This window comes from Christiangramia lutea (genome assembly GCF_022489035.1).
GTDB classification, from domain to species: domain Bacteria; phylum Bacteroidota; class Bacteroidia; order Flavobacteriales; family Flavobacteriaceae; genus Christiangramia; species Christiangramia lutea.
In genome coordinates, this window is the sequence record NZ_JAKVTV010000001.1 from 385311 (window position 1) to 408231 (window position 22921).

Genomic DNA, 22921 nt, shown 5'->3' on the forward strand with positions numbered 1-22921 from the left:
TTAATATTGAATAAGAGGGTAAGGAATCGATAAAAAGGGGCAAACAGAAGCCTTAATTTAAGAAAATTTTATAAGAATATGAAGGTCAGCGTTTTAAATAATATTTTTTCAAACTTCAAATTTTTATTTTTGCCGCATGGAAAAGAGAAAACTTCGCAACAGTGAACTGGATCGAAAAACGGTAAATGAATTCAAAGAAGCCGAGAAAACTCCCCTTATCGTAATACTGGATAATGTTCGGAGTTTGAACAATATCGGTTCGGTATTTCGCACGGCAGATGCCTTTCTAATTCAAAAGATCTATCTGTGCGGGATCACGGCTAAACCTCCTCATAAAGACATCCAGAAAACTGCTCTGGGAGCTACAGATACGGTAAACTGGGAATATGTGGAAGACAGTCTTAAGCTGGTAGAAAAACTAAAATCTGAAGGAATTAAAGTTTATTCCATTGAACAGGCGGAGGGCGCAAATATGCTGAATGATTTTGAACCGGAAATGGATAAGACAACTGCCGTAGTCTTTGGAAACGAGGTAAAGGGAGTTCAGCAAAAGGTAGTTTCGGCCAGTGACGGAGTCATTGAAATACCTCAACTTGGCAGCAAACATTCCCTGAACATTTCGGTTAGCACAGGTGTGGTTCTGTGGGACCTTTTTTCTAAAATGAAACTCTCAAATTCTTAATTTACCGCCTTATCGATTTCTGAAAGCAACCACAGGTAATCCTTTCGGTTAGAAACAAAGTCAAGACCTGAAATATCGATCACCTGCACTTTCATATTGCTTTGGGATTTGATAAAGTTCAGGTAACTTTTATTGATATTTACTAAATAATCTGGCTGAATATTCTGCTCATAATCCCGGCCACGTTTTTTAATATTCTCGAGCAATCGCTCGGTATTTTGATACAGGTAAATATAAAGTTCCGGCTTAACCAATTCCTTATACATCAGGTGAAAAAGTTTGTGATATAAAGAATATTCATCTTCGTGTAGGGTGATCTTCGCAAAGATCAGGGACTTGAAAACATCATAATCTGAAATCACAAAATCCTTAAAAAGATCATATTGAGCAAGATCATCTGAAAGTTGCTGGTAACGATCGGCAAGAAAAGACATTTCCAGTGGAAAGGCATAGCGCTCCTTATTCTCATAGAATTTAGGTAGAAAAGGATTATCCTTAAAACGTTCCAGGATGAGCTTTGCATTGAAATCTTCGGAAATCATGGTTGAAAAACTGGTCTTTCCCGCTCCAATATTACCCTCTACCGCGATATAACTACAACCCGGGAAATTGTAGGATGTTGACGGCTTCTTCAACTGTTCTGAAGTACAACTGATTTCTGAGGTATCACTGGTTTCATTCAGCAATTCACTTATCCTTTTTCCCAATACCGGGTGTTTTATTGAAGAAGCGATGTCGTTTAGCGGTTGCAGAACAAAACTTCTATTTGGAATCCCGGGATGTGGGATTTTCAAAATTTCTGTATCGGTCACCTCGTCCTCAAATAAAAGAATGTCCAGGTCTATGGTTCTGTTCTGGTAATTTTTTGAATCTTCTCGTTCCCTACCCAGTTCGGTTTCAATAGATAGAAGCTCGGCAAGAACTTCTGCGGCTTCCAGTCTCGTTGAGACCGAAATGCAGGCGTTAAGAAAAGAATTTCCCTCAAACCCCCAGGCCGGTGTTTCATAAATTCTGGAGATCTCCAGGATCCAGCCAATGTTCAGATGTATCTTTTCAAGGGCTTGCTGCATGAAACCAAGGCGGTCACCAAGGTTACTTCCCAGGGCTAATGTTACTGTTTTAGGGGATTTCAAAGCGAATTAAGAAAATTTTAATAGGTAGCGCCAAATAATTTCACAGCAAATTAAGCAAAACAAAAGCACATACTATTAAATTTGACTAAAGACTTAATAACAAAATTTGGCAAAACTCCACCTGAAAGACAAGCTTAGGGCTCATCAAATCTATATGGTCCTTAACGCCTTGTTTATCGCTTCACTTGTTGTTTCCAATCTCATTTTTCAAAAGTTTTTTTACTGGGATTTTTTCGGACTCTACACTTTTGAAATTTCGGTCGGGATTTTACCGTATCCAGTGACTTTTCTTATCACAGATATAATAAGTGAAGTTTATGGGAAGAAAAGGGCAAATCTTGTGGTTACTACCGGAATTTTCGCCTCCTTTTTCTCCCTGCTAATTGTTTACCTGGCAGACGCAGTTCCCGCAACAACCTGGTCGCCAATAGACAATTCGCTATTTGAAAAGGTTTATGGTGCTACGGCCATTGCTGTTTTCGCCTCTATGGTAGCCTATTTGCTCGCACAATATATTGATATCCAACTTTTTCATTTCTGGAAAAGATTGACCAAAGGAAGGCATTTATGGCTGAGGAATAATTTTTCGACTTTCCTCTCTCAATTCGTAGACACCTTTTCGGTCCTGTTTTTGCTCTGTAGTTTTGGAAAGATAGACTGGGAATTATTTGGCGGACTTTTACTTAGTGGATTTTTATTCAAAGTACTGGTCGCAGCATTGGATACACCCTTCCTATATGCCGCCGTGTATGGTTTAAGATCCTATTTCAACTTAGAGCCTGCTGAAGAGCTTAGACTGGAAGAAATATTGAAAGAATCGTAAAAAAAATATAGATCATTACTAACAACCGCTTAAAACCAAAGTTTTAATCAAATGAAAAAAGCTTTAAAAATATTCGGAATTGTACTACTCACCATCATCATCTTATTGGTAATAGCTCCCTTCGTTTTTGAATCACAGTTGAAAGACCTGGTTAGAGATACCATGAATAAAAATCTTAACGCACAGGTAGATTTTGAGGATATAGACCTTAGCATGTTCAGAAGCTTTCCGAAGGCAACCCTGGTAATAGAGGATTTGAGTATTCTGAATAAAGAACCATTTAAGGGAGATACTCTTGCTCTGGGTGAAGAGGTGACCCTGGAAATGTCGGTTAAAGAATTATTCAAAAAAGGTGATGAAGCTAAGAGAATCGATCGTTTAAGCCTGAACAATGCCTACATCAATATAAAAGTTGATTCATTGGGTAATGCGAATTATGATATTGCAGTGGAAGATACAACTTCAGCAAGTGGAGAAAGTCAGCCTTTTAGCCTGGATCTTAAACATTATGAGATCAATAATTCAACGGTTAAATATGACGATAAGACAACCAAGGTTTCCCTGGAAATAAAAAATCTGAATCATGAAGGAAATGGAGATTTCTCATTAGATCAATCTGAACTTGACACTTATTCTGAAGCTTTGGTATCCCTGAATTATGACGGGGTAAATTATTTAAATCAGAACCTCATAAGCCTTGATGCAGTTTTCCAGATGGACCTTGAGAATATGAAATATACTTTCCTTGAAAACGAAGCTAAAGTAAACCAGCTCCCCCTAACTTTTGATGGATATGTACAGGTAAATGAAAATGATACCGAGATGGATATTACTTTTAAAACACCATCCTCAGATTTTAAAAATTTCCTGGCAGTGATCCCCGAGATCTATGCGAAGAATATCGAAAACGTGGATACCAGCGGGGATTTTGTTGTGAATGGAAGGATCTATGGGAAAACTGATGACACTTATATCCCAAAAATGGATATTAGTATAACTTCTAACAACGCCTCTTTTAAATATCCAGACCTGCCGAAAAGCGTTCAGGACATCAACCTGGATCTTAAAATTTTAAATGATACCGGACTTGTTGAAGAAACCTATGTAGATATCAATAAGGCCACCTTTAGAATAGACCAGGACAGGTTTTCAGCAGAAGGACATTTAAGTAATCTTACAGAGAATATGCTTGTTGATCTCGCTTTGAAAGGAACGGTGAATCTGGCGAATATCAGTAAAGCCTATCCATTAGAACTTGAGCAGGATCTTACCGGAGTCCTTACCGCAGATGTACAAACAAGTTTTGACATGAATTCCATTGAAAAGGAACAATATCAGAATGTAAACAGTAGCGGAACTGCATCTATTAAAGATTTCAGGTATTCTTCGCCTGAAATTCCCAATGAAGTTAAGATCGCCAATGCCGATATGAGCTTCAACCAGGGAAATGTAAGAGTACCTGATTTAAAGCTCACCACAGGAAAAACTGATATTTCAGCTTCCGGATCCCTACAAAACCTTATGGGTTTCCTGTTTACAGATCAGCAGTTAAAAGGAAACTTCCAGGTTCAATCCAATACTTTTTCTGTTAATGATTTTATGGTAGCAGAGACAGAAGAAGTTACCACTACCGATGAGAATGGAATAGACCGGACTTCTGAAAAAACCACGGGAGAGGAAGCGGTAAAAGTTCCTTCATTCCTGGATATGGAATTGAAATTCGATGCAAAAACGGTGATCTACGATAACCTGGAATTGAAGAACGCAAAAGGAGTTCTGGTAATAAGAGATGAAACGGCCAGGCTTCAGGACATATCTACCGATATATTTAATGGTTCCATAGGCGCCAATGGAATGGTTTCTACAAAGAATCCAACTCCAACTTTTGAAATGGACCTAAATCTGAATTCTCTTGATATTGCCAGTTCTTTCAATGGGATGGAACTTATGCAGAGTCTTGCTCCGCTGGCCAGTGCGCTGGAAGGTAAATTAAAGTCTACTTTAAATCTAAAAGGAAACCTCAACGACGACCTTACCCCTCAGCTCACCTCTATTGCAGGTAACGCTTTGGCTGAAATTCTAACCGCCGAGATCAATCCTGAAAAAGCAGCGCTATTATCACAATTAGATGGCAAACTCAACTTTATAAATTTCGAAGATCTCGACCTGAGTAATCTCAAAACCAAACTAACATTCAATGACGGGATGGTACAGATAGCTCCCTTCGATTTTAATATAAAGGATATAAATTTCCAGGTATCAGGAAGTCATGGTTTCGATATGAGCATGGACTACGATCTCACCCTGGATATTCCTGCGAAATACCTTGGATCCCAGGTTGGAAATACCCTTGGCAAACTTAGCGGACAAAAACTGGAAAATATGATGGTTGCCCTGCCTGTAGGCATCACGGGAAGTTTCCAAAGTCCGAAGCTTAGTTTGAATATGGAGCAGGCAGTAAACAACCTTACCCAGAAGATTGCCGAGCAGCAAAAGGATGAACTTGAGGATAAGGCAATCGACGCCATCAATGATATTCTTCAGGGAAAAAGAGATCCGAATAAACCATTCAGTAAAAACGATTCTACTTCGGTGAATTCACAAAAAAATGATTCAACATCAACTCGAACTCAAAAGGATTCGGTTTCACAGACTCAGCAGGAACAAGTGAAGGATGTTGCAAAAGATATTCTAGGAGGTATTTTGAATAAATCGAAGAAGAAAACCGATACTACTAAAAATAATTAGTAAGGTTACTTCAGGCTCAAAGATATCAACCTATGGAGACCGTCACCCTGAACTTGTTTCAGGGTTTTAAAAGATGGTGAAAACGAGTTCAGCATGACACAAAGGGAGAGATTTTTTTGCAGCCTGAATAAGAATTAGATTTCTCCATCCTTTCACTCCGTCGAAATGACAATTAATCGAGCTGAAAGATTTCGATAAGCTTAGGAAATCAAACTGATCGTCACCCTGAACTTGTTTCAGGGTCTCAGGCAGATGCTGAAACAAGTTCAGCATGACACAAAGGGAAATTGATCATCTCGACCGGAAGGAAGAGACCTCTATTAAACCAGGACTTTTAATTCTACCACGAGCCCTTCATTTCCTCTAATATTGAAAACGGTACCATCCTCGAAAATGAGGTATTGTCCCTTGATACCTTTTAAAGTTCCTTCATAAAATGGATTTTTTACCAGGTTAAGCGATTTTACCTTTTCCGGAAATTGCCGCACAGGGAACTTGATCCCGGTTTCCTTATTGTTGGCGATATAATACTCCCTGGCTTCCTCCGGAATGAATTCTTTCAGTTTTTCCCGTTCCTCTTCAAGGTTAAGATCAACGATATCGTTCGTTAGCATTTTTCTCCAGTTGGTCTTATCAGAAACATGATCTTTTAATGCCACCTCGGTAATTCCGGCCAGATAACGATTGGGAATTTCCACGATTTCAATTGCTTCGTGCGCTCCCTGGTCTATCCATCTTGTGGGAATCTGACTTTTACGGGTGACTCCTACCTTTACATCACTGGAATTTGCCAGGTAGACCACATGAGGCTGAAGTTGAGCTTTCTTTTCATATTCCAGGTCGCGATCCTCTTCATCCAGATGTGCTTTACTCAATTCTGGATTAATAACCCATTCTCCAGCCTGGGGAATAGAATTAAAACAATCGAAACAGAATCCCTGTCTATATATCTTCTTCTCCAGACCACAGTTAAGGCATTGATAACGAAGAAAATTCAAACTTATCTTTTTATCGATCAACTGGTTGAAATTAATAAAATCGTTTTCCCAGGTTAAATAATACTGAACCTCATCTGTGATCTCGGTTCTCATTTTGGTTAGAACTCCTTCGTATCTCATCTAAAATTTTATTTTAAGTCTGAATGAAATTTTTGCAGGCTTCAAAGTTTCGATTATTTTTAACCAAATAACCGAACGCCCTTGAAATATAAGCGTTAAAGATAAGAAGAATAATGCCAATTCCATTAGTAAACTCAATAGCTTCATGGTTTCTTAAAAAGAGAATTCACCAGATGGAATTGTTCATTAAATACCCTAACGAGGTTCAAAATGAATTGCTTAAGAATCTTTTACACAAGGCAAAAAACACCGAATTTGGTAAGCGCTATAACTTTTCTGAGATCAATTCTTATGAAACTTTCAGACAGCGAGTGCCTATTCAGAATTATGAAGGTTACCAGGAAGAAATTGAGCGCAGCCGCAAGGGCGAAACCAATATTTTCTGGCCAAGTCCCATCAAATGGTTTGCAAAATCCAGTGGTACTACCAGTGCTAAAAGTAAATTTATACCGGTAAGCCAGGATTCTTTAGAAGATTGTCATTATGCAGCTGGAAAGGATCTTTTATGCATTTATCTGAACAACAACCCGCAATCCCAATTATTTACCGGAAAAAGTCTCAGACTTGGAGGTAGCAAGGAACTATACCAGGAAAATGGCACATCTTATGGCGATCTTTCAGCTATCCTGATAGATAATATGCCCTTCTGGGCTGAATTCAGCAGTACTCCCAGCAACGAGGTATCGCTAATGCACGACTGGGAATATAAAATGCAGGCGATCGTTGATGAAACCATCAAGGAAAAAGTGAGTAGCCTGGCTGGAGTTCCCAGCTGGATGCTTGTACTTTTGAATAATGTTCTGGAAACAACTGGAAAAGAAAATCTGTTCGAGGTATGGCCGCAACTTGAAGTCTATTTTCACGGCGGGGTAAGTTTTGAGCCCTATGCCTCACAATACCAGAAAATCTTACCTAAGGAAGACTTCAGATTCTACGAGATCTATAATGCTTCTGAAGGTTTCTTTGCCTGCCAGGATCATAACGATACTAAAGACCTGCTTCTCATGTTAGATTACGGAATCTTCTATGAATTCATTCCTATGAATCAATATGAAACTGAAGAGGAAAAAGCGGTCCCCCTGAGTGAAGTAGAGATTGGAAAGAACTACGCAGTAGTAATCACTACAAACGCGGGTCTTTGGAGATATAAAATTGGGGATACGGTAAGGTTTACAGATACCAATCCATATCGCATAAAAGTTTCAGGCCGAACCAGGCATCATATTAATGTTTTTGGAGAGGAGCTTATTATTGAAAATGCCGAGACCGCTTTAAAAAAGGTCTGCCTGGTTACCAATTGCGAGATCATAGATTATACCGTGGCTCCAATCTTTATGGAAGGAAGAGAAAAGGGTGCTCATGAATGGATCGTGGAATTTAAAACACCCCCTCGGGATTTTGACAATTTCGTAGTACAGTTAGATCAGGCTCTGCAGGAGGTGAATAGCGATTACGAAGCCAAACGCTATAATAATATGACCCTGAACATGCCGAAGATACATCAGGCGAGAAAAGATCTTTTTTACGATTGGTTAAAAAAACATGATAAGGTCGGTGGTCAGCATAAGATTCCAAGGCTTTCTAATTCCCGCACATATATCGAAGAGTTATTAGAAATGGCTTAAAACGTTGAAAATTTGAAGTTATGGCAACCGAAAAAGAAAAAATGCTTTCCCAAAAGCCTTATTTAGCTTCAGACCCCGAACTTTCCCGCGAAAGAATTCATGCCCAAAAAACATGCTTTAAAATAAATTCAATTTCTCCTGAACTGGTTGAAGAGAGAAATGTCCTTTTCCGAGATATCCTTGGAGCATGCCCAAAGAACTTTTATATAGAACCACCATTCCATTGTGACTATGGGTATAATATAAAGTTGGGAGAAAATTTCTATTCTAATTATAACTGTATCATTCTCGATTGTGCAGAGGTGAGAATTGGTAATAATGTAATGCTTGCGCCGAATGTCAGCATTTTCACAGCCGGTCACCCCATAGATGCAGAAAAAAGAAACCAGGGTTGGGAATACGCCATTCCGGTTACTATTGGTGACAATGTATGGATTGGCGGGAATACCGTAGTAAATCCAGGAGTGAATATTGGTAGCAATACGGTTATTGGTTCCGGAAGTGTGTTAACAAAAGATATTCCGGCAAATGTTATCGCTGCCGGGAATCCCTGTAAGATCATCAGGGAGATCACGGAAGATGACAAGCTATATTATTTCAAAAAGAGAAAGTTCTAAAAACAAAAAATCCGGAAAACTCAAGCTTCCCGGATATTTCAATTCTTTATGCAGTATTTTATAAGGTCTTCGCCACCTTATCAACTACTTCAATGGTTTTATCAAGGTCTTCATAGGAAAGTGCATCACTAATAAACCAGGTTTCAAATGCACTTGGTGCGATATAGATCCCGTTTTCCAGCATTCCGTGGAAGAACTTATTGAAAGTTCCCAGAGAAGCCGAATTAGACGATGAATCGAAATTTATAACGGGTTCATTTCCAAAATGCACCGAAATCATTGAACCTAACCTGTTAATGGTGAATTCGATATTGTTATCCTTCAAAACTTTTTCCATTCCTTCATGAAGATATTCTGTCTTTTTATCTATGCTTTCAAAGATATTCCGGTTTTCATTTAGTTCGCTTAACATGGCATAACCTGCGGCCATCGCTAAAGGATTCCCGCTCAAAGTCCCCGCCTGGTAAACCGGTCCTACGGGAGCCAGGTAATTCATGATCTCATTTCTTGCTGCGAATGCTCCAACCGGAAGTCCACCACCAATTACTTTTCCGAAACAAACAATATCGGCATTCACTCCTGCCCTCTCCTGGACTCCTCCGGCAGCAAGTCTGAATCCGGTCATGACCTCATCAAATACCAGGAGGATTCCATTTTCATCACAAAGTTTTTTAAGTCCTTCAAGGAAACCTTCTGCAGGAGGAATACAACCCATATTTCCGGCAACCGGCTCCAATATGATGCAGGCCAGGTCATCTTTATTAGCCTCCACCAGTTCCTTTACATTTTCCAGATCGTTATACTGCGCCAGTAAAGTGTCTTTTGCGGTACCCTGGGTAACTCCCGGACTATTTGGTGTACCAAAGGTCATTGCTCCACTTCCAGCCTGGATAAGGAAGGAATCGCTATGCCCGTGATAACAGCCCGCGAACTTGATGATCTTATCTTTCCCGGTAAAACCGCGTGCTAAACGAACTGCACTCATACAGGCTTCTGTACCGGAGTTCACCATCCTGATTTGATCTATATTAGGCACCATCTTTACGGCTAATTCTGCAATTTTGGTTTCCAATTCGGTTGGTGTCCCAAAAGAGGTTCCTTTTTTCGCTTTTTCGATCACTGCATCTACCACCGGTTTATGCGCATGACCCAAAATTAGCGGACCCCATGAGTTTATATAATCTATAAGTTTATTTCCGTCTTCATCATACATATATGCTCCTTTGGCTTCTTTAACAAAAATAGGATGGCCACCCACCCCTTTAAAAGCCCTTACAGGAGAATTCACCCCACCGGGAATTACTTTTTGTGCTTCTGCAAATAGCTCACTACTTCTCTTATAAATCATAAATTATTTCTTCTCTTTTTATTCTGACCTGAATTCAGAATCAATTTATTTTACATTCAGAACCTGGCCAATGGAAATCGTATTACCATTGAGCCCATTCATTTTCTTTATTTCTTCAACCGAGGTATCATATCTTTTTGAAATTGAATACAAGGTATCTCCTTTTCTTACTACGTGGGTTTCAGAACTTTTTCCCTTATCCGAAACATAATTTGTTACTGGGTCTTTAACCGAACCTGAATCATATCTATACAACTCATATCTTTCAATAAGATCGATTAGCTTATCTGGGTAACGCCGATCTGTGGCATAACCAGCTTTTCTCAAACCTTTTGCCCAGCCTTTGTAGTCATCTGGATCCAAATCGAATAAATCTGAATACCTCCCACGGGTAGAGAGAAATAAAGAATGATCTCTGTATGAATACTTAGCGTGCTTGTATTTACGAAAGCATTCACCACGCCTGTCGTCATCATGATAAACCCTTTCCCCGTTCCAGTCGTGACATTTTATTCCGAAATGATTATTGGCTCTACGGGTAAGATCTCCATTGCCGGCTCCAGATTCCAGGATTCCCTGGGCCAGCGTAATGCTTGCCGGAATTTTATACAATCGCATTTCTTCCTGAGCTATAGGTGCATAATCCCTAATATAATCCTCGATACGATAGTGATAGGAATTACGTGGCATTTCATCCTTCACATCGTCTACAACCTCGGCAGGATTATTTCGGTTTTCGTCCTTTTTTCTGGTAACCACTTTCTTTTTACTTCCGCAGAAAGTCACAAAGGCAGCTATAAGTAAAAGCGCTAAAAAACGGGTGATTTTCATATCAGTATTCAATTTGAGGCAGCTCTTTTTTCCTTAAAACCTGGTTCATTCCCTCAATTCCTTGCAACCCGCCGGTATGAATAGCAAGAATTCTGGAATTTTTCGGAAAGAAACCCTGTTTTACAAGGTCAAAAATACCAAAAACTAATTTCCCTGTGTAAACAGGATCCAGAATGATTTTATGTTTTTTGCTGAATTCGTTCATAAAATTTACCAGTTCGGCATTTACTTTAGCATAACCGCCAAAATGATAGTTTAGTATGATCTCCCAATTTTCAAATGAGACCAGTTCGTTAATTTCATGAACCAAATGAGTAGATTTCAGGGAAGAGAAACCCAGTACTTTTTGATCTTTACAAGATGAATTTATCAATCCGGCCAGGGTTCCACCTGTTCCTACAGAAGAACAGATGTAATTGAATTCACTATCCTTTTCCGAAAGAATTTCTTCACAGCCTTTTATGGCGAGTTCATTTGTACCCCCTTCCGGAACCAGGTAAAAATCTTTGAATTTTGAATTCAATTCCGCTATAAATTCATGAGAACCTTTTTTCCTGTAATCATCCCTGCTTACAAAGTCAAATTTCATCCCACAGGATGCAGCATATTTTAAAGTAGGACTCCATGTGTCCTCTGAACCCTTCAATTCTTCTCCCCTGATAATTCCAATAGTTTTAAAACCCAGCATCTTACCTACTGCTGCCAATGCAGAAATATGATTGGAATGTGCACCGCCAAAAGTGAGGATAGTATTCGAGGACTGTTTTCGTGCCTCGAGAAGATTGTATTTTAGTTTACGGAATTTATTTCCTGAAACTTCAGGATGCAGAAGATCCTCCCGTTTTATCCATAATTGAATTCCGCCTGGAAATTCTGTGATGAATTCATTCGGAATGGGCCTGGAAGAATTACTTTCAAAAAAGCTCTGCATAAGCGCAAAAATACCTCTTGATTTTCAGAAAAAAGAATGAAAATTAAAAAGGTCATCCTGAACTTGTTTCAGGATCCTTTATAAGCTGAAACAAGTTCAGCTTGAAGCCAAAAAATCAACTAAATAAATTTCAGAAATGCCCAGAAAGGTCTCTTTTTTAAATAGGCCAGGTCTAATTCCCGTCGATAGGCCTCTCTTTCAAAACTAATGTTCCGGTAGGCGAGCATACTATCCCGGCAATCCAGGTAACGGATAAAAAACTCTATCGCATACCAGATGTAAAAAAACAGCACCAGCATTTCCAGTTGTTGTTTTAAGTGGATCTTTTCATGATTTACGAAGACCGCATCCTTTTTAAGCTCATCGTTTTCCAGGATCACAAAAGGCCATAGGCTAATACCTTTAAATCTCCCTGAAAACAGCCTTTTGTTGACGATCAAAATCATGTTTTCAAGATAAGAAATTGTATTTTAGCCCCATGAATTTTCAGAGAAAAAGAATTCCGTTAGAAGATGGAGATTATTACTTAACTCCTGAAGGCTATCGCTGTTTTACTGAACAATATCACTTAAAAAGAGGTTATTGCTGCGAAAGCGGCTGCAGGCATTGCCCCTACGGATATAATAAAAAAACGAACTCCCAAGATTAAGCAGATGAATTTTAAGGATCAAATACTTGAAGGAATACCCAATGAATTACCGGCAGCAAAAGCATATGATGAATCTTTAAATCATGCTCCTAAAAGGAAGGAAATCCTGGACCCAGATGAAAAGAAACTGGCGCTGGAGAATGCCCTGAGATATTTTGATAAAAAGCACCATAGAATACTGCTTCCGGAATTCAGGGAAGAACTGGAGAAATACGGCAGAATCTATATGTATAGGTTTAAGCCAGAATATGATTTGTATGCCAGGTCTATAGATGAATATCCCGGGAAAAGTATACAGGCCAAAGGTATTATGTTAATGATCCAGAATAACCTCGATCCAGAGGTTGCTCAGCACCCGGAAGAATTGATCACTTATGGAGGAAATGGGGCGGTTTTCCAAAACTGGGCTCAGTACCTTTTAACCATGCAATACCTGGCTAATATGAATGATAATCAAACGTTGGTTATGTATTCAGGCCACCCTATGGGATTGTTCCCTTCTCATCCCTATGCTCCTAGAGTTGTGGTTACCAATGGCATGATGATCCCTAATTATTCCAAACCAGATGACTGGGAGAAATTCAATGCCCTGGGTGTAACTCAATACGGACAGATGACAGCCGGCAGCTATATGTACATTGGTCCGCAGGGAATCGTGCATGGAACAACTATTACGGTTTTAAATGCCGGAAGAAAGATTTCAAAAGCTGGTGAAGACCTTGGCGGAAAACTATTTGTTACTTCCGGACTTGGCGGAATGAGTGGTGCACAACCAAAGGCAGGGAATATTGCAGGTTGTATAACCATATGTGCAGAAGTGAATCCAAAAGCTACTCAAACCAGGCATAAACAGGGCTGGGTAGATGAGGTGATTGATGATATTGAAGAACTTGCTGAAAGAGTAAAAAAAGCAAAGGCCGGAAAAGAGGTTGTTTCCATTGCCTACCAGGGCAATGTGGTGGAAGTATGGGAATACTTCGCTGAAAATGATATTTACATTGATCTGGGTAGTGATCAGACTTCTCTCCATAACCCATGGGCCGGGGGTTATTACCCTGTGGATCTTAGTTTTGAAGAAGCAAATGAGATGATGGCTTCTCACCCTGAAACATTCAAAGAGAAAGTACAGGAGAGTTTAAGAAGGCAGGCTTCTGCAATTAATAAACACACAGCAAAAGGAACTTATTTCTTCGATTATGGGAATGCATTCCTTCTTGAAGCTTCTAGGGCTGGAGCCGATATTTTAACCGAAAACGGCAAAGGATTCAAGTATCCAAGTTATGTTCAGGATATTATGGGACCCATGTGTTTTGATTATGGATTCGGACCTTTCAGATGGGTTTGTGCTTCAGGAAAAGAGGAAGATCTTCAGAAAACCGATGAGATCGCTACGACCGTACTGAATGAGTTAAGGAAAAACTCGCCAGCTGAAATTCAGCAGCAGATGCAGGATAATATTCAGTGGATCAAAGGAGCACAGGAAAATAAACTGGTAGTAGGTTCGAAAGCCAGAATCCTTTATGCGGATGCTGAAGGTAGGATTGCCATAGCCAAGGCATTCAACGGCGCTATAGGCCGTGGGGAGATTGGCCAGGTAGTTCTGGGACGTGATCACCATGATGTATCAGGAACCGATTCTCCTTATCGTGAGACCTCAAACATTTATGACGGATCACAATTTACAGCAGATATGGCTATTCAGAATGTTATTGGAGATAGCTTCCGTGGAGCGACCTGGGTAAGTATTCATAATGGCGGTGGCGTAGGCTGGGGAGAGGTAATTAATGGTGGATTCGGCATGATTCTTGAAGGTGATAAGGCATCAGAAGATCGACTGAAATCTATGTTGTTCTGGGACGTAAATAACGGAATTGCCCGTAGATCCTGGGCCAGGAACAAGGAAGCCATATTCGCCGCTCAAAGGGCCATGGATATGAATCCGCAATTAAAAGTTACTATTCCTAATCTCGTAGAACCGGGTCTTTTGGATTAAAATTTATATAAATTAAAATCTAACCTATGAAATTTCTAAGAATTACTCCTGTTCTACTGTTATTCACGATTCTGTTATCGTCCTGTAATAGTGTTAGAGTTGCTTCAGATTATGACCGCGAAGCCAATTTCAGTAATTATGGAACCTATGCTTTCTTCAAACCCGGTATAGATAAAGCTGAAATTTCTGATCTTGACAAAAAAAGGATACTTCGAGCTATAGAGACTGAAATGAGCAAAAAAGGTTTTACAAAATCTGATAATCCAGATCTACTAGTTAGCATTTTCACCAAAACCAATGAAAATATAAATATTTATAATAATGCATATCCCTACTGGGGTTATGGATGGGGCTGGAACCCATGGTACTGGGGAAGTGGCTTCAATACAGTTAGTAGCACCAGTGAAGGTACTCTTTATATAGACCTTATTGATTCTGAAGGAAAAGAGCTTGTATGGCAGGGCATGGGAACTGCTGCCCTTGCGGACCAGGTAGATAAAAAACAGGAACGTATTAACGAGATAGTTTCCAAGATCATGGAGAAATACCCTCCTGGATTGGAAAAATAAAATAAAAATTTGAGCCTCTATTTATAGAGGCTTTTTTATACCAGGTCGTTAAGGAATATCTTTCCCTTTCTCTTCCGAATTTTGTACTTTTAACGCAAACGTTTTAGTTAATTACCACCATGTTAGATAACATCCAATCCAACGAGATTCTGGACAGGCTTCCTGCCCATCTTCAGCAATATATAAAACCTCAGAATTATGATGATTACAGTCCTGTAAACCAGGCAGTATGGCGATATGTTATGAGGAAAAACGTTGATTATCTTAGCCAGGTAGCACATGATTCTTACCTGGAAGGATTGAAGAAAACCGGAATTTCAATAGATTGCATTCCTAACATGTACGGAATGAACCGTATACTTGAAGAAATTGGCTGGGCGGCAGTTGCCGTTGATGGTTTTATACCTCCCGCGGCATTTATGGAATTTCAGGCTTACAACGTCCTGGTTATTGCCAGTGATATTAGGCAATTGGAACATATTGAATATACTCCGGCTCCAGACATTATTCATGAAGGTGCAGGCCATGCCCCCATTATCGCTAATCCCGAATATGCTGAATACCTTAGACGTTTTGGAGAAATCGGTTGTAAAGCGATTTCCAGTTCTCATGACTATGAAGTATATGAGGCTATCCGTGAACTTTCAATTTTGAAAGAAGCTGAAGATACTCCGCAGGAACAGATCGAAAAGGTTGAAAAAAGAGTTGATGAACTCCAGAAGGCAGAGGTGAAACCAAGCGAAATGGCCCAAATAAGAAATTTACACTGGTGGACCGTGGAATATGGTTTAATAGGCACTCCCGAAAATCCTAAGATCTACGGTGCGGGGCTGCTATCTTCCATTGGTGAAAGTAAATCCTGTATGACCGATGCTGTAAAGAAAATACCTTACACTATTGAAGCTGCCAAACAGGAATTTGACATTACAAAACCTCAGCCGCAGTTATTTGTGACTCCAGATTTTGCTCATTTAAGTCTTGTTCTGGAAGAATTTGCCAATAAAATGGCCTTAAGAAAAGGCGGACTGGAAGGAATTCAGAAGCTAATAGATTCCAGGAATCTTGGAACTGTTGAATTCAGTACAGGTATACAGATCTCAGGTAATTTTTCAAGGGTGATAGAACATGAAGGCAAGCCTATCTATATTCAAACTGAAGGAAAGACAGCGCTTTCTCACAGGGAAAAGGAGCTGGTGGGCCATGGTATTTCCACGCATCCCGAAGGATTTGGTTCTCCCATTGGAAGCCTGAAAGGGATAAATCTGGCTATCGAAGATATGAGCCCTAGAGACCTCAGGGCTTATGATATTTACGAGGGAGAAAAGATTAGCCTGGAATTTGATGGGGGAATAAAGGTTGAAGGTGAAATTATAACCGGTACAAGAAACCTGCAGGGAAAGGTTATTCTAATAAGTTTAAATAATTGCACGGTCACATACAATGAGGAAATCTTATTCAAACCTGAATGGGGCAGGTATGATATGGCCGTTGGAAAAGAAATTATTTCAGCATTTGCAGGACCTGCAGATCATGAATCTTTTGACCTGATCACTCATACTCCTTCCACCACTACCATTAAAAGTAAAAAGACTCCGGAAAGAGAAGAGCTGGAATCGTTATATGAGTCTGTTAGAAATATAAGAAACGGTGAAAACACAAAATTTTCTCTGAATGCTTCTTTCGACATTGTTAGGAAACATCATCCAAAAGACTGGTTATTATCGGTAGAGGTCTATGAACTGGCCATGGAATCAGATCAGAAACTGGCTGAAGAAGTTAAGCTTCGCCTTCAGGAAATTAAAAAGCAACGACCTGAAGTTGCCCATCTTATCGACGATGGGATTGAAATGGCCGAGACCAATATGGTTACTCCCTAAAGTTTAATCCTTTCGAGACCATCGGAGGTGGTAATAGGATTATTCTGGTATTCCAGGGTCCATCCCATACTATTGGTTAAAATATAGATCTTTTGCAATTCACTTACCAATCGATTTTTGGCATTTGATTTCAAGGTAGATTTTTCAATTTTATCCTTTAAACCCTTTTCAATTCTCTCTTTAATCTTGTTGTAATCCTCAGCCTCAAATTGATTAAGATAATCCTGGGTAACATCATAATATTTGATATTAGGATTAATATTTATCTCCTCCTTGGGTATTTCCTTTATCACAACTCGTTTATCATCCTCATCTATTTCTATCTCCAACTTGCTGAGATCATAGGCAACACTTACGTCTGCGTTCACCACTATTAGTGCCTTTTTTCGGGCAGAAAGAATATCAAAATAGAAACTTTTGGAATTTTTATAGGTAAAAACCTGAGAGAATGTCCCTTCCGTAACCACAAGCTTTCCTACATTTCTTATTTGCTCCTGGATTAAAGCCGTGTTTTCCTCAAGTTGAATCTTCTCTTCATTACGATCTTCATAGTACATAAACCCGAAGATCACTACAGCTACCATTAAAATAGCGATTACAATATTCTTCATAAATGTTGATTAGAAAAGGGAAATTAGGAAAAAATCAAAAGAGAGAAAGATTAAATCAGTTATGAAAACTATAAAGAAAGTGTTAAAAAACTAAAGGACGGCCCCACCCGTCCTTTAGTAAACTCTAAAATCTACCCCAACAAATTTTAGAAAACAAATCATCCATAAATATTTGATTATAAGAGAATTAAATCTCGATAACCAAGGACTATTTATTTCGAATCTGCTTTGTAAAAATAAGAATATTTTAATATATAAGATGAATTTTAAGTTTCTTATATATTAATTTTTTAACAATCTCAATAAGGACGTGGGCTAAGAAAATGTTATTTCAGGGTGTTTTTTTTGAATTTCTTCGATTTTACCTTGTAAATTTGTAAGAAATTTCCTATGCTTTGTCGAATTTTCTGCGCGTGGAGAGTGGGCTAGCGACCTTTGAATTTTATCAATCTCAGAATTGAGAGATATCGAACTTTTTGACAACCAGTTGTTTGAAAATAATTCCCAGATATAATCTACGGCCAATTTACTTGGATGCAACATATCTCCAGCATAAAACCTATAATCCCGTAGTTCATCCATCATAATTTCATAGGAGGGAAAATAATATGAAGATCTTGAGCTTTCTATAAATTGATGTAGTGCCGCGATGAGGTGTGACTTACTAAGCTGATTTTCGGTAAATCCATCTTTTAGGTGTCTCACAGGTGAAATTGTGAATATGATCGAGGCATTTTTGTTCAATTGAGAAACAGAATGGTCTATAACTTCAAGATCGTTTATAATCTCGGTAATAGATGACAGCTCTTTAGTAAATTTTTTCTGCGGAACCTTATGACAGTTGGCCGCAATATTATCCTTTCCTTCATACACATAGCCCCAGGCAGTTCCCAGACTTATGATAACATGAGAAGTATTTTGAATATACTCTCTGCTTTGTTTCAGAGCTGAGTTTAGATCTGAAAGACATTCTTCATGATTGTCCCTACGCATATCTGAATGTGCTTCCAGGGATTGCCAGCCTCCGTTGAACTCAAAGACATCCTCTTCCCTGAATTTTTCTTCATTGGAAAGTCTTTGAAAAAACCTTCGTATAGGTGATGGGTGAAATATGATCCCGGTTGGATTTTGTAGATTCTTAAATTTGAACCACTCTAGCTTCGCTCCGATATTCTCCACAAAGCAGGAGCCAATTAAAAATACTCCGCCTGCGTGCTCTAGTTTATGAGCACCATCCTGAATGGGCACTTTGGTCCTGAAATCCATTTCCTTAAATTAAAAAATCCCAGTCAAAAAACCGGGACTTTTCAGCTTATTTTATAAAACTCTCTCCTTTTTGTAATGCTTCATTCAATCCTTCAGGTTTCTTACCACCTGCAGTTGCAAAGAACGGCTGGCCTCCGCCACCACCCTGGATAAATTTACCTAGTTCGCGAACAATCTGTCCTGCATTTAGGTCTCTTTGCTGAACTAGTTCTTTAGAAATAAAACATGAGAGTAGTGCCTTTCCATTTTGCTCGGTTCCAAACAATAGAAAAAGATCATCCAGTTCTTCTCCTAACTGAAAAGAAAGATCTTTAATCCCAGCAGCATCAAGATCTACTTTCTTCGCCAGGTAATTAACACCATTTATATTTTTGATCTCCTGCCTAAATTCAGATTTAAGATTTTTAGCCTTATCTTTTAATAGACCTTCGACCTGTTTCTTTAAAGCTGCATTTTCCTCCTGAAGTGTATTGATAGCCTTAACAGGATCTTTCGAATTCTTCAATCCGCTCTTGATCTCATCAAGAATTTCTGTTTGGTTTTCAAAGTAATGCATGGCAGCTTCTCCAGTGATCGCCTCGATCCTTCTAATTCCTGAAGCCACCGCAGATTCACCTGTAATCTTGAAGTACCAGATATCTGCGGTATTAGGAACATGGGTTCCACCACAAAGCTCCATAGACTCACCAAAACGAATAGCCCTTACAGAATCTCCATATTTTTCACCAAACAACGCGATAGCACCCTGATCTAAAGCCTCCTGGAAAGAAATATTTCTTTGCTCTTCCAAACCTATTTGTTCACGGATACGTGCGTTTACGAATTTCTCAACCTTCTCGAGTTCTTCCGAAGTCACTTTACTGAAATGTGAAAAATCGAATCTCAGGTAACCACTTTGAACCATAGACCCTTTCTGTTCAACATGATTTCCAAGAATCTCTCTTAGCGCCTGATGCAAGAGATGAGTTGCTGTGTGGTTAGATGCGGTTTTAGCCCTCTCCGTTTTATTTACAATAGCTTTAAAATCTGACGCGGTATTTTTAGGCAATTCCTTAGTGAAATGAACAATTAAATTGTTCTCTTTTCTTGTATCTATTATATCTATTACTTCTCCATCTGAAGACATAATAATGCCCCTGTCGCCTACCTGGCCTCCTCCTTCGGGATAAAACGGAGTTTTATTGAGTACCACCTGGAACATTTCACCTTTTTTCTTTGACTCAACTTTTCTGAATTTCGCGATCTTCACCTCGGCCTCCAGTTGATCATATCCAACAAATGCGTCTGCTTCTACCTGATTTATTTCATTCCAGTCTCCAGCGGTAACCTGTGTAGCCGCACGAGAACGATCCTTTTGCTTTTTCAATTCAGCTTCGAAACCTTTTTCATCAAGTGTAAAGCCTTTTTCCCTAAGGATTAATGCTGTAAGATCTATTGGAAAGCCAAAGGTGTCATACAATTCAAATGCTTTATCTCCTGAAATCTTCCTGTCTTCAGAGGCTTTCATAAGATTTTCCAGTAATACCAATCCCTGATCCAGAGTTCTTAAAAAGGATGCCTCTTCTTCCCTGATCACGTTCTCCATCAGGCTTTGCTGAGACTTCAATTCCTGGAAAGTCGCTCCCATCTGTTTGCTTAGGAGAGCAACAAGCTTATAAATAAAAGGTTCTTTGGTATTCAGAAAGGTAAATCCATACCTAATAGCTCTCCTTAAAATCCTTCTTATAACATATCCCGCACCGGTATTACTTGGCAACTGACCATCGGCAATAGAGAATGCCACAGCCCTAACATGGTCTGCGATCACACGCATAGCCACATTGGAATCTTCAGATCTTCCGTACGCCTGCCCTGTAATTTTTTCAATTTCAGCTATTAATGGGGTAAAAACATCGGTATCGTAATTCGATTTTTTATTCTGAAGAACCATGCAAAGGCGTTCAAATCCCATTCCCGTATCTATATGCTTTGCAGGCAATTCTTCCAGTTCACCATTAGCCTTACGGTTGTATTGCATAAAAACGAGGTTCCAGATCTCCACAACCTGGGGATGGTCCATATTAACCAGGTCTCTTCCCGGCACTTTGGCCTTCTCCTCTTCAGACCTGATATCTATGTGGATCTCTGAACATGGTCCGCAAGGTCCCTGGTCTCCCATTTCCCAGAAATTATCTTTCTTGTTTCCGTAAATAATTCTTTCCTCAGGAACTATCTTTTTCCATAATTGCAGGGCTTCAGTATCAAGCCCCAGTTTATCCCTGTCTTCACTACCTTCAAATACTGAAACGTAAAGGTTATCTGGATCTATTTTATAAACTCCGGTAAGTAATTCCCAGGCCCAGTTGATGGCTTCTTCTTTAAAATAATCCCCAAAACTCCAGTTACCAAGCATCTCGAACATGGTATGGTGATAAGTATCATGCCCAACTTCTTCCAGGTCATTATGCTTTCCGCTTACTCGAAGACACTTTTGAGTATCAGTCACCCGGTTGCTTTTAGGAACCGAATTTCCGAGGAAAAACTCCTTAAACTGGTTCATCCCCGCATTAGTAAACATAAGTGTAGGATCATCTTTAATCACCATTGGCGCAGATGGTACAATGCTGTGTGATTTCGATTTGAAAAATTCTAGAAATTGTTTGCGGATATCCTGTGACTTCATTCAGTTATTTTCTTGCAAAATTCATTAAATTATGAAGACGGCAAAACAATTCATATATTTGTTCGTTTACCGTATAAATTTATACAGTATTCAAGCCGTTTCTGGACGCAAAAATAGCATAAATTTAACTCATGTCGAAGGTTAAATATTATTACGATAGCGAGACCCTTTCCTACAAGAAGATCGAGCATAAGAAAGGCAGGCGTTTAGGCATTGTCCTGCTTAGTATCACCGGTTCATTTTTAGCCGGTTTTATACTTCTTATTGTATACCTGAACATCCCACAGATAGAAACTCCAAAAGAAAAAGCGCTAAAACGTGAATTACAGAACATGAAACTTCAATATGGTCTTCTTAACAAAAAGATGGACCAGATAGAAGATGTAATGGCCAATATCGAAGACCGGGATAATAATATCTACCGACTTTATTTTGAAGCCAATCCAATTCCTGAAGAACAAAGAACAGCTGGTTTTGGCGGAATAAACCGTTACCAGACCCTTGAGGGATTTGATAACAGCAAACTTATTAAGGAAACTTCCAAAAGAATGGATGTCCTCACCAAGCGTCTGGTAGTACAGTCCAAATCTTTAGACGAGATCGCTGAACTAGCCAAGGAGAAAGGTGAATTGCTTTCAGCAATTCCTGCGATACAACCAGTAAACAATGAAGACCTTAGCAGGATCGCCTCAGGATACGGCTGGAGAACCGACCCATTTACGAAAGTTAGGAAATTCCATTACGGGATGGACTTTACCGCACCTCGGGGAACACCGGTATACGCCACGGGAGATGGACGTGTTGTAAGAGCAGACAGCAGATCTACAGGTTATGGAAATCATATTAGGATAGATCACGGATACGGATATACCAGCTTATATGCTCATCTTTATAAGTATAATGTTAGAAGAGGACAAAGAGTAAAACGAGGAGATGTTATTGGTTTTGTGGGAAGTACAGGACGCTCTGAAGCACCTCACCTGCATTACGAGATCTTTAAAGATGAAAAAAGGATAAACCCTATTAATTTCTATTACGGCAATCTATCACCAGAAGAGTTTGGTGAAGTACTGGAAAAAGCCCAACGTGAAAATCAATCGCTGGATTAATGCATATAGATCTTCCAGAAAAACGCTATTATGGTATTGGCGAAGTCGCCGAAGCATTTAAGGTAAATACCTCCCTGATTAGGTTCTGGGAAAAGGAGTTTGATGTAATCAAACCCAAAAAGAACGCGAAAGGAAACAGGAAATTTACCCCGGAGGATATAAAGAATCTGGAACTCATCTTTCACCTGGTAAAAGAAAGAGGTTTTACCCTGGAAGGAGCAAAAACCCATCTTAAAGAAGAAAGACATAAAACCCTCAGCAATTTCGAGATCATTCGAAAACTTGAGAGTGTAAAAGCAGAATTAATCAACCTAAAAAATCAGTTATAA

General features: G+C 39.3%; 21 protein-coding genes. 11 read left to right on the forward strand and 10 right to left on the reverse strand.

The window, feature by feature from the left end:
* Positions 1-136: 136 nt before the first annotated feature.
* Positions 137-682, forward strand: coding sequence for an RNA methyltransferase (locus tag ML462_RS01740; RefSeq protein WP_240712006.1), 546 nt, complete (start codon positions 137-139; stop codon positions 680-682).
* On the opposite strand, the gene folK is transcribed toward ML462_RS01740, so the two are convergent.
* On the reverse strand, positions 679-1815 hold the full coding sequence (gene folK, locus ML462_RS01745; RefSeq protein ID WP_240712007.1) for a 2-amino-4-hydroxy-6-hydroxymethyldihydropteridine diphosphokinase: 1137 nt from the start codon (positions 1813-1815) through the stop codon (positions 679-681). The genes ML462_RS01740 and folK overlap by 4 nt on opposite strands.
* Before the next feature lie 154 nt (positions 1816-1969).
* Between folK and ML462_RS01750 the strand changes: the two genes are divergently transcribed.
* Positions 1970-2638 carry a queuosine precursor transporter gene (locus tag ML462_RS01750; RefSeq protein ID WP_423738468.1) on the forward strand — a complete coding sequence of 223 codons (669 nt, stop codon included), beginning with the start codon at positions 1970-1972 and terminating at the stop codon, positions 2636-2638.
* Between the two features lie 51 nt (positions 2639-2689).
* Positions 2690-5386, forward strand: a complete 2697-nt coding sequence (locus ML462_RS01755; RefSeq protein WP_240712009.1) for an AsmA family protein — start codon at positions 2690-2692, stop codon at positions 5384-5386.
* 66 nt (positions 5387-5452) lie between these two features.
* Here the strand turns inward: ML462_RS01755 and ML462_RS01760 are convergent, their stop codons facing one another.
* Both ML462_RS01760 and ML462_RS01765 read right to left on the reverse strand, forming a co-directional pair.
* Positions 5453-5659: a hypothetical protein gene (locus ML462_RS01760; RefSeq protein WP_240712010.1), complete on the reverse strand. Its 207-nt coding sequence runs from the start codon at positions 5657-5659 to the stop codon at positions 5453-5455.
* Between the two features lie 47 nt (positions 5660-5706).
* Positions 5707-6504 carry a DUF2797 domain-containing protein gene (locus tag ML462_RS01765; protein WP_240712011.1) on the reverse strand — a complete coding sequence of 266 codons (798 nt, stop codon included), beginning with the start codon at positions 6502-6504 and terminating at the stop codon, positions 5707-5709.
* Positions 6505-6617: 113 nt separating this feature from the next.
* On the opposite strand from ML462_RS01765, the gene ML462_RS01770 reads away from it, so the two are divergent.
* Complete coding sequence (locus ML462_RS01770; RefSeq protein WP_240712012.1) at positions 6618-8129, forward strand: GH3 auxin-responsive promoter family protein; 1512 nt, start codon at positions 6618-6620, stop codon at positions 8127-8129.
* 20 nt (positions 8130-8149) lie between these two features.
* Positions 8150-8746 (forward strand): sugar O-acetyltransferase, encoded by a 597-nt coding sequence (locus ML462_RS01775; RefSeq protein ID WP_240712013.1) that lies wholly within the window; start codon positions 8150-8152, stop codon positions 8744-8746.
* A 58-nt stretch (positions 8747-8804) separates the two neighbouring features.
* On the opposite strand, the gene hemL is transcribed toward ML462_RS01775, so the two are convergent.
* The 4 genes from hemL to ML462_RS01795 all read right to left on the reverse strand — a co-directional run bounded on the left by hemL (position 8805) and on the right by ML462_RS01795 (position 12302).
* Positions 8805-10094 (reverse strand): glutamate-1-semialdehyde 2,1-aminomutase, encoded by a 1290-nt coding sequence (gene hemL / locus ML462_RS01780; protein ID WP_240712014.1) that lies wholly within the window; start codon positions 10092-10094, stop codon positions 8805-8807.
* 45 nt (positions 10095-10139) lie between these two features.
* On the reverse strand, positions 10140-10925 hold the full coding sequence (locus ML462_RS01785) for a glucosaminidase domain-containing protein (protein ID WP_240712015.1): 786 nt from the start codon (positions 10923-10925) through the stop codon (positions 10140-10142).
* Between the two features lies 1 nt (position 10926).
* On the reverse strand, positions 10927-11856 hold the full coding sequence (locus ML462_RS01790; RefSeq protein WP_240712016.1) for a 1-aminocyclopropane-1-carboxylate deaminase/D-cysteine desulfhydrase: 930 nt from the start codon (positions 11854-11856) through the stop codon (positions 10927-10929).
* Positions 11857-11975: 119 nt separating this feature from the next.
* Positions 11976-12302 carry a hypothetical protein gene (locus ML462_RS01795; RefSeq protein ID WP_240712017.1) on the reverse strand — a complete coding sequence of 109 codons (327 nt, stop codon included), beginning with the start codon at positions 12300-12302 and terminating at the stop codon, positions 11976-11978.
* Between the two features lie 32 nt (positions 12303-12334).
* Here ML462_RS01795 and ML462_RS01800 point away from each other — a divergent pair, with 32 nt between their 5' ends.
* The 4 genes from ML462_RS01800 to ML462_RS01815 all read left to right on the forward strand — a co-directional run bounded on the left by ML462_RS01800 (position 12335) and on the right by ML462_RS01815 (position 16944).
* On the forward strand, positions 12335-12505 hold the full coding sequence (locus tag ML462_RS01800; protein WP_240712018.1) for a C1orf53 family protein: 171 nt from the start codon (positions 12335-12337) through the stop codon (positions 12503-12505).
* A gap of 4 nt (positions 12506-12509) precedes the next feature.
* Positions 12510-14498 carry a urocanate hydratase gene (locus ML462_RS01805; protein ID WP_240712019.1) on the forward strand — a complete coding sequence of 663 codons (1989 nt, stop codon included), beginning with the start codon at positions 12510-12512 and terminating at the stop codon, positions 14496-14498.
* A gap of 26 nt (positions 14499-14524) precedes the next feature.
* Positions 14525-15067 carry a DUF4136 domain-containing protein gene (locus ML462_RS01810; protein WP_240712020.1) on the forward strand — a complete coding sequence of 181 codons (543 nt, stop codon included), beginning with the start codon at positions 14525-14527 and terminating at the stop codon, positions 15065-15067.
* Between the two features lie 119 nt (positions 15068-15186).
* Positions 15187-16944 carry an aromatic amino acid hydroxylase gene (locus ML462_RS01815; protein WP_240712021.1) on the forward strand — a complete coding sequence of 586 codons (1758 nt, stop codon included), beginning with the start codon at positions 15187-15189 and terminating at the stop codon, positions 16942-16944.
* On the opposite strand, the gene ML462_RS01820 is transcribed toward ML462_RS01815, so the two are convergent.
* The 3 genes from ML462_RS01820 to alaS form a co-directional block, all read right to left on the reverse strand.
* Complete coding sequence (locus tag ML462_RS01820) at positions 16941-17555, reverse strand: DUF4230 domain-containing protein (RefSeq protein WP_240712022.1); 615 nt, start codon at positions 17553-17555, stop codon at positions 16941-16943. The two genes, ML462_RS01815 and ML462_RS01820, sit on opposite strands and share 4 nt — an antisense overlap.
* Positions 17556-17870: 315 nt before the next feature.
* Positions 17871-18821 carry a GSCFA domain-containing protein gene (locus ML462_RS01825; protein WP_240712023.1) on the reverse strand — a complete coding sequence of 317 codons (951 nt, stop codon included), beginning with the start codon at positions 18819-18821 and terminating at the stop codon, positions 17871-17873.
* A gap of 46 nt (positions 18822-18867) precedes the next feature.
* The gene (alaS, locus tag ML462_RS01830; protein ID WP_240712024.1) at positions 18868-21483 is read right to left on the reverse strand and encodes an alanine--tRNA ligase; all 2616 of its coding nucleotides are present in this window, start codon (positions 21481-21483) and stop codon (positions 18868-18870) included.
* A 131-nt stretch (positions 21484-21614) separates the two neighbouring features.
* Between alaS and ML462_RS01835 the strand changes: the two genes are divergently transcribed.
* Both ML462_RS01835 and ML462_RS01840 read left to right on the forward strand, forming a co-directional pair.
* Positions 21615-22592 (forward strand): M23 family metallopeptidase, encoded by a 978-nt coding sequence (locus tag ML462_RS01835; protein WP_240712025.1) that lies wholly within the window; start codon positions 21615-21617, stop codon positions 22590-22592.
* On the forward strand, positions 22592-22921 hold the full coding sequence (locus ML462_RS01840; protein ID WP_240712026.1) for a MerR family transcriptional regulator: 330 nt from the start codon (positions 22592-22594) through the stop codon (positions 22919-22921). Before ML462_RS01835 ends, ML462_RS01840 begins: the two co-directional genes overlap by 1 nt.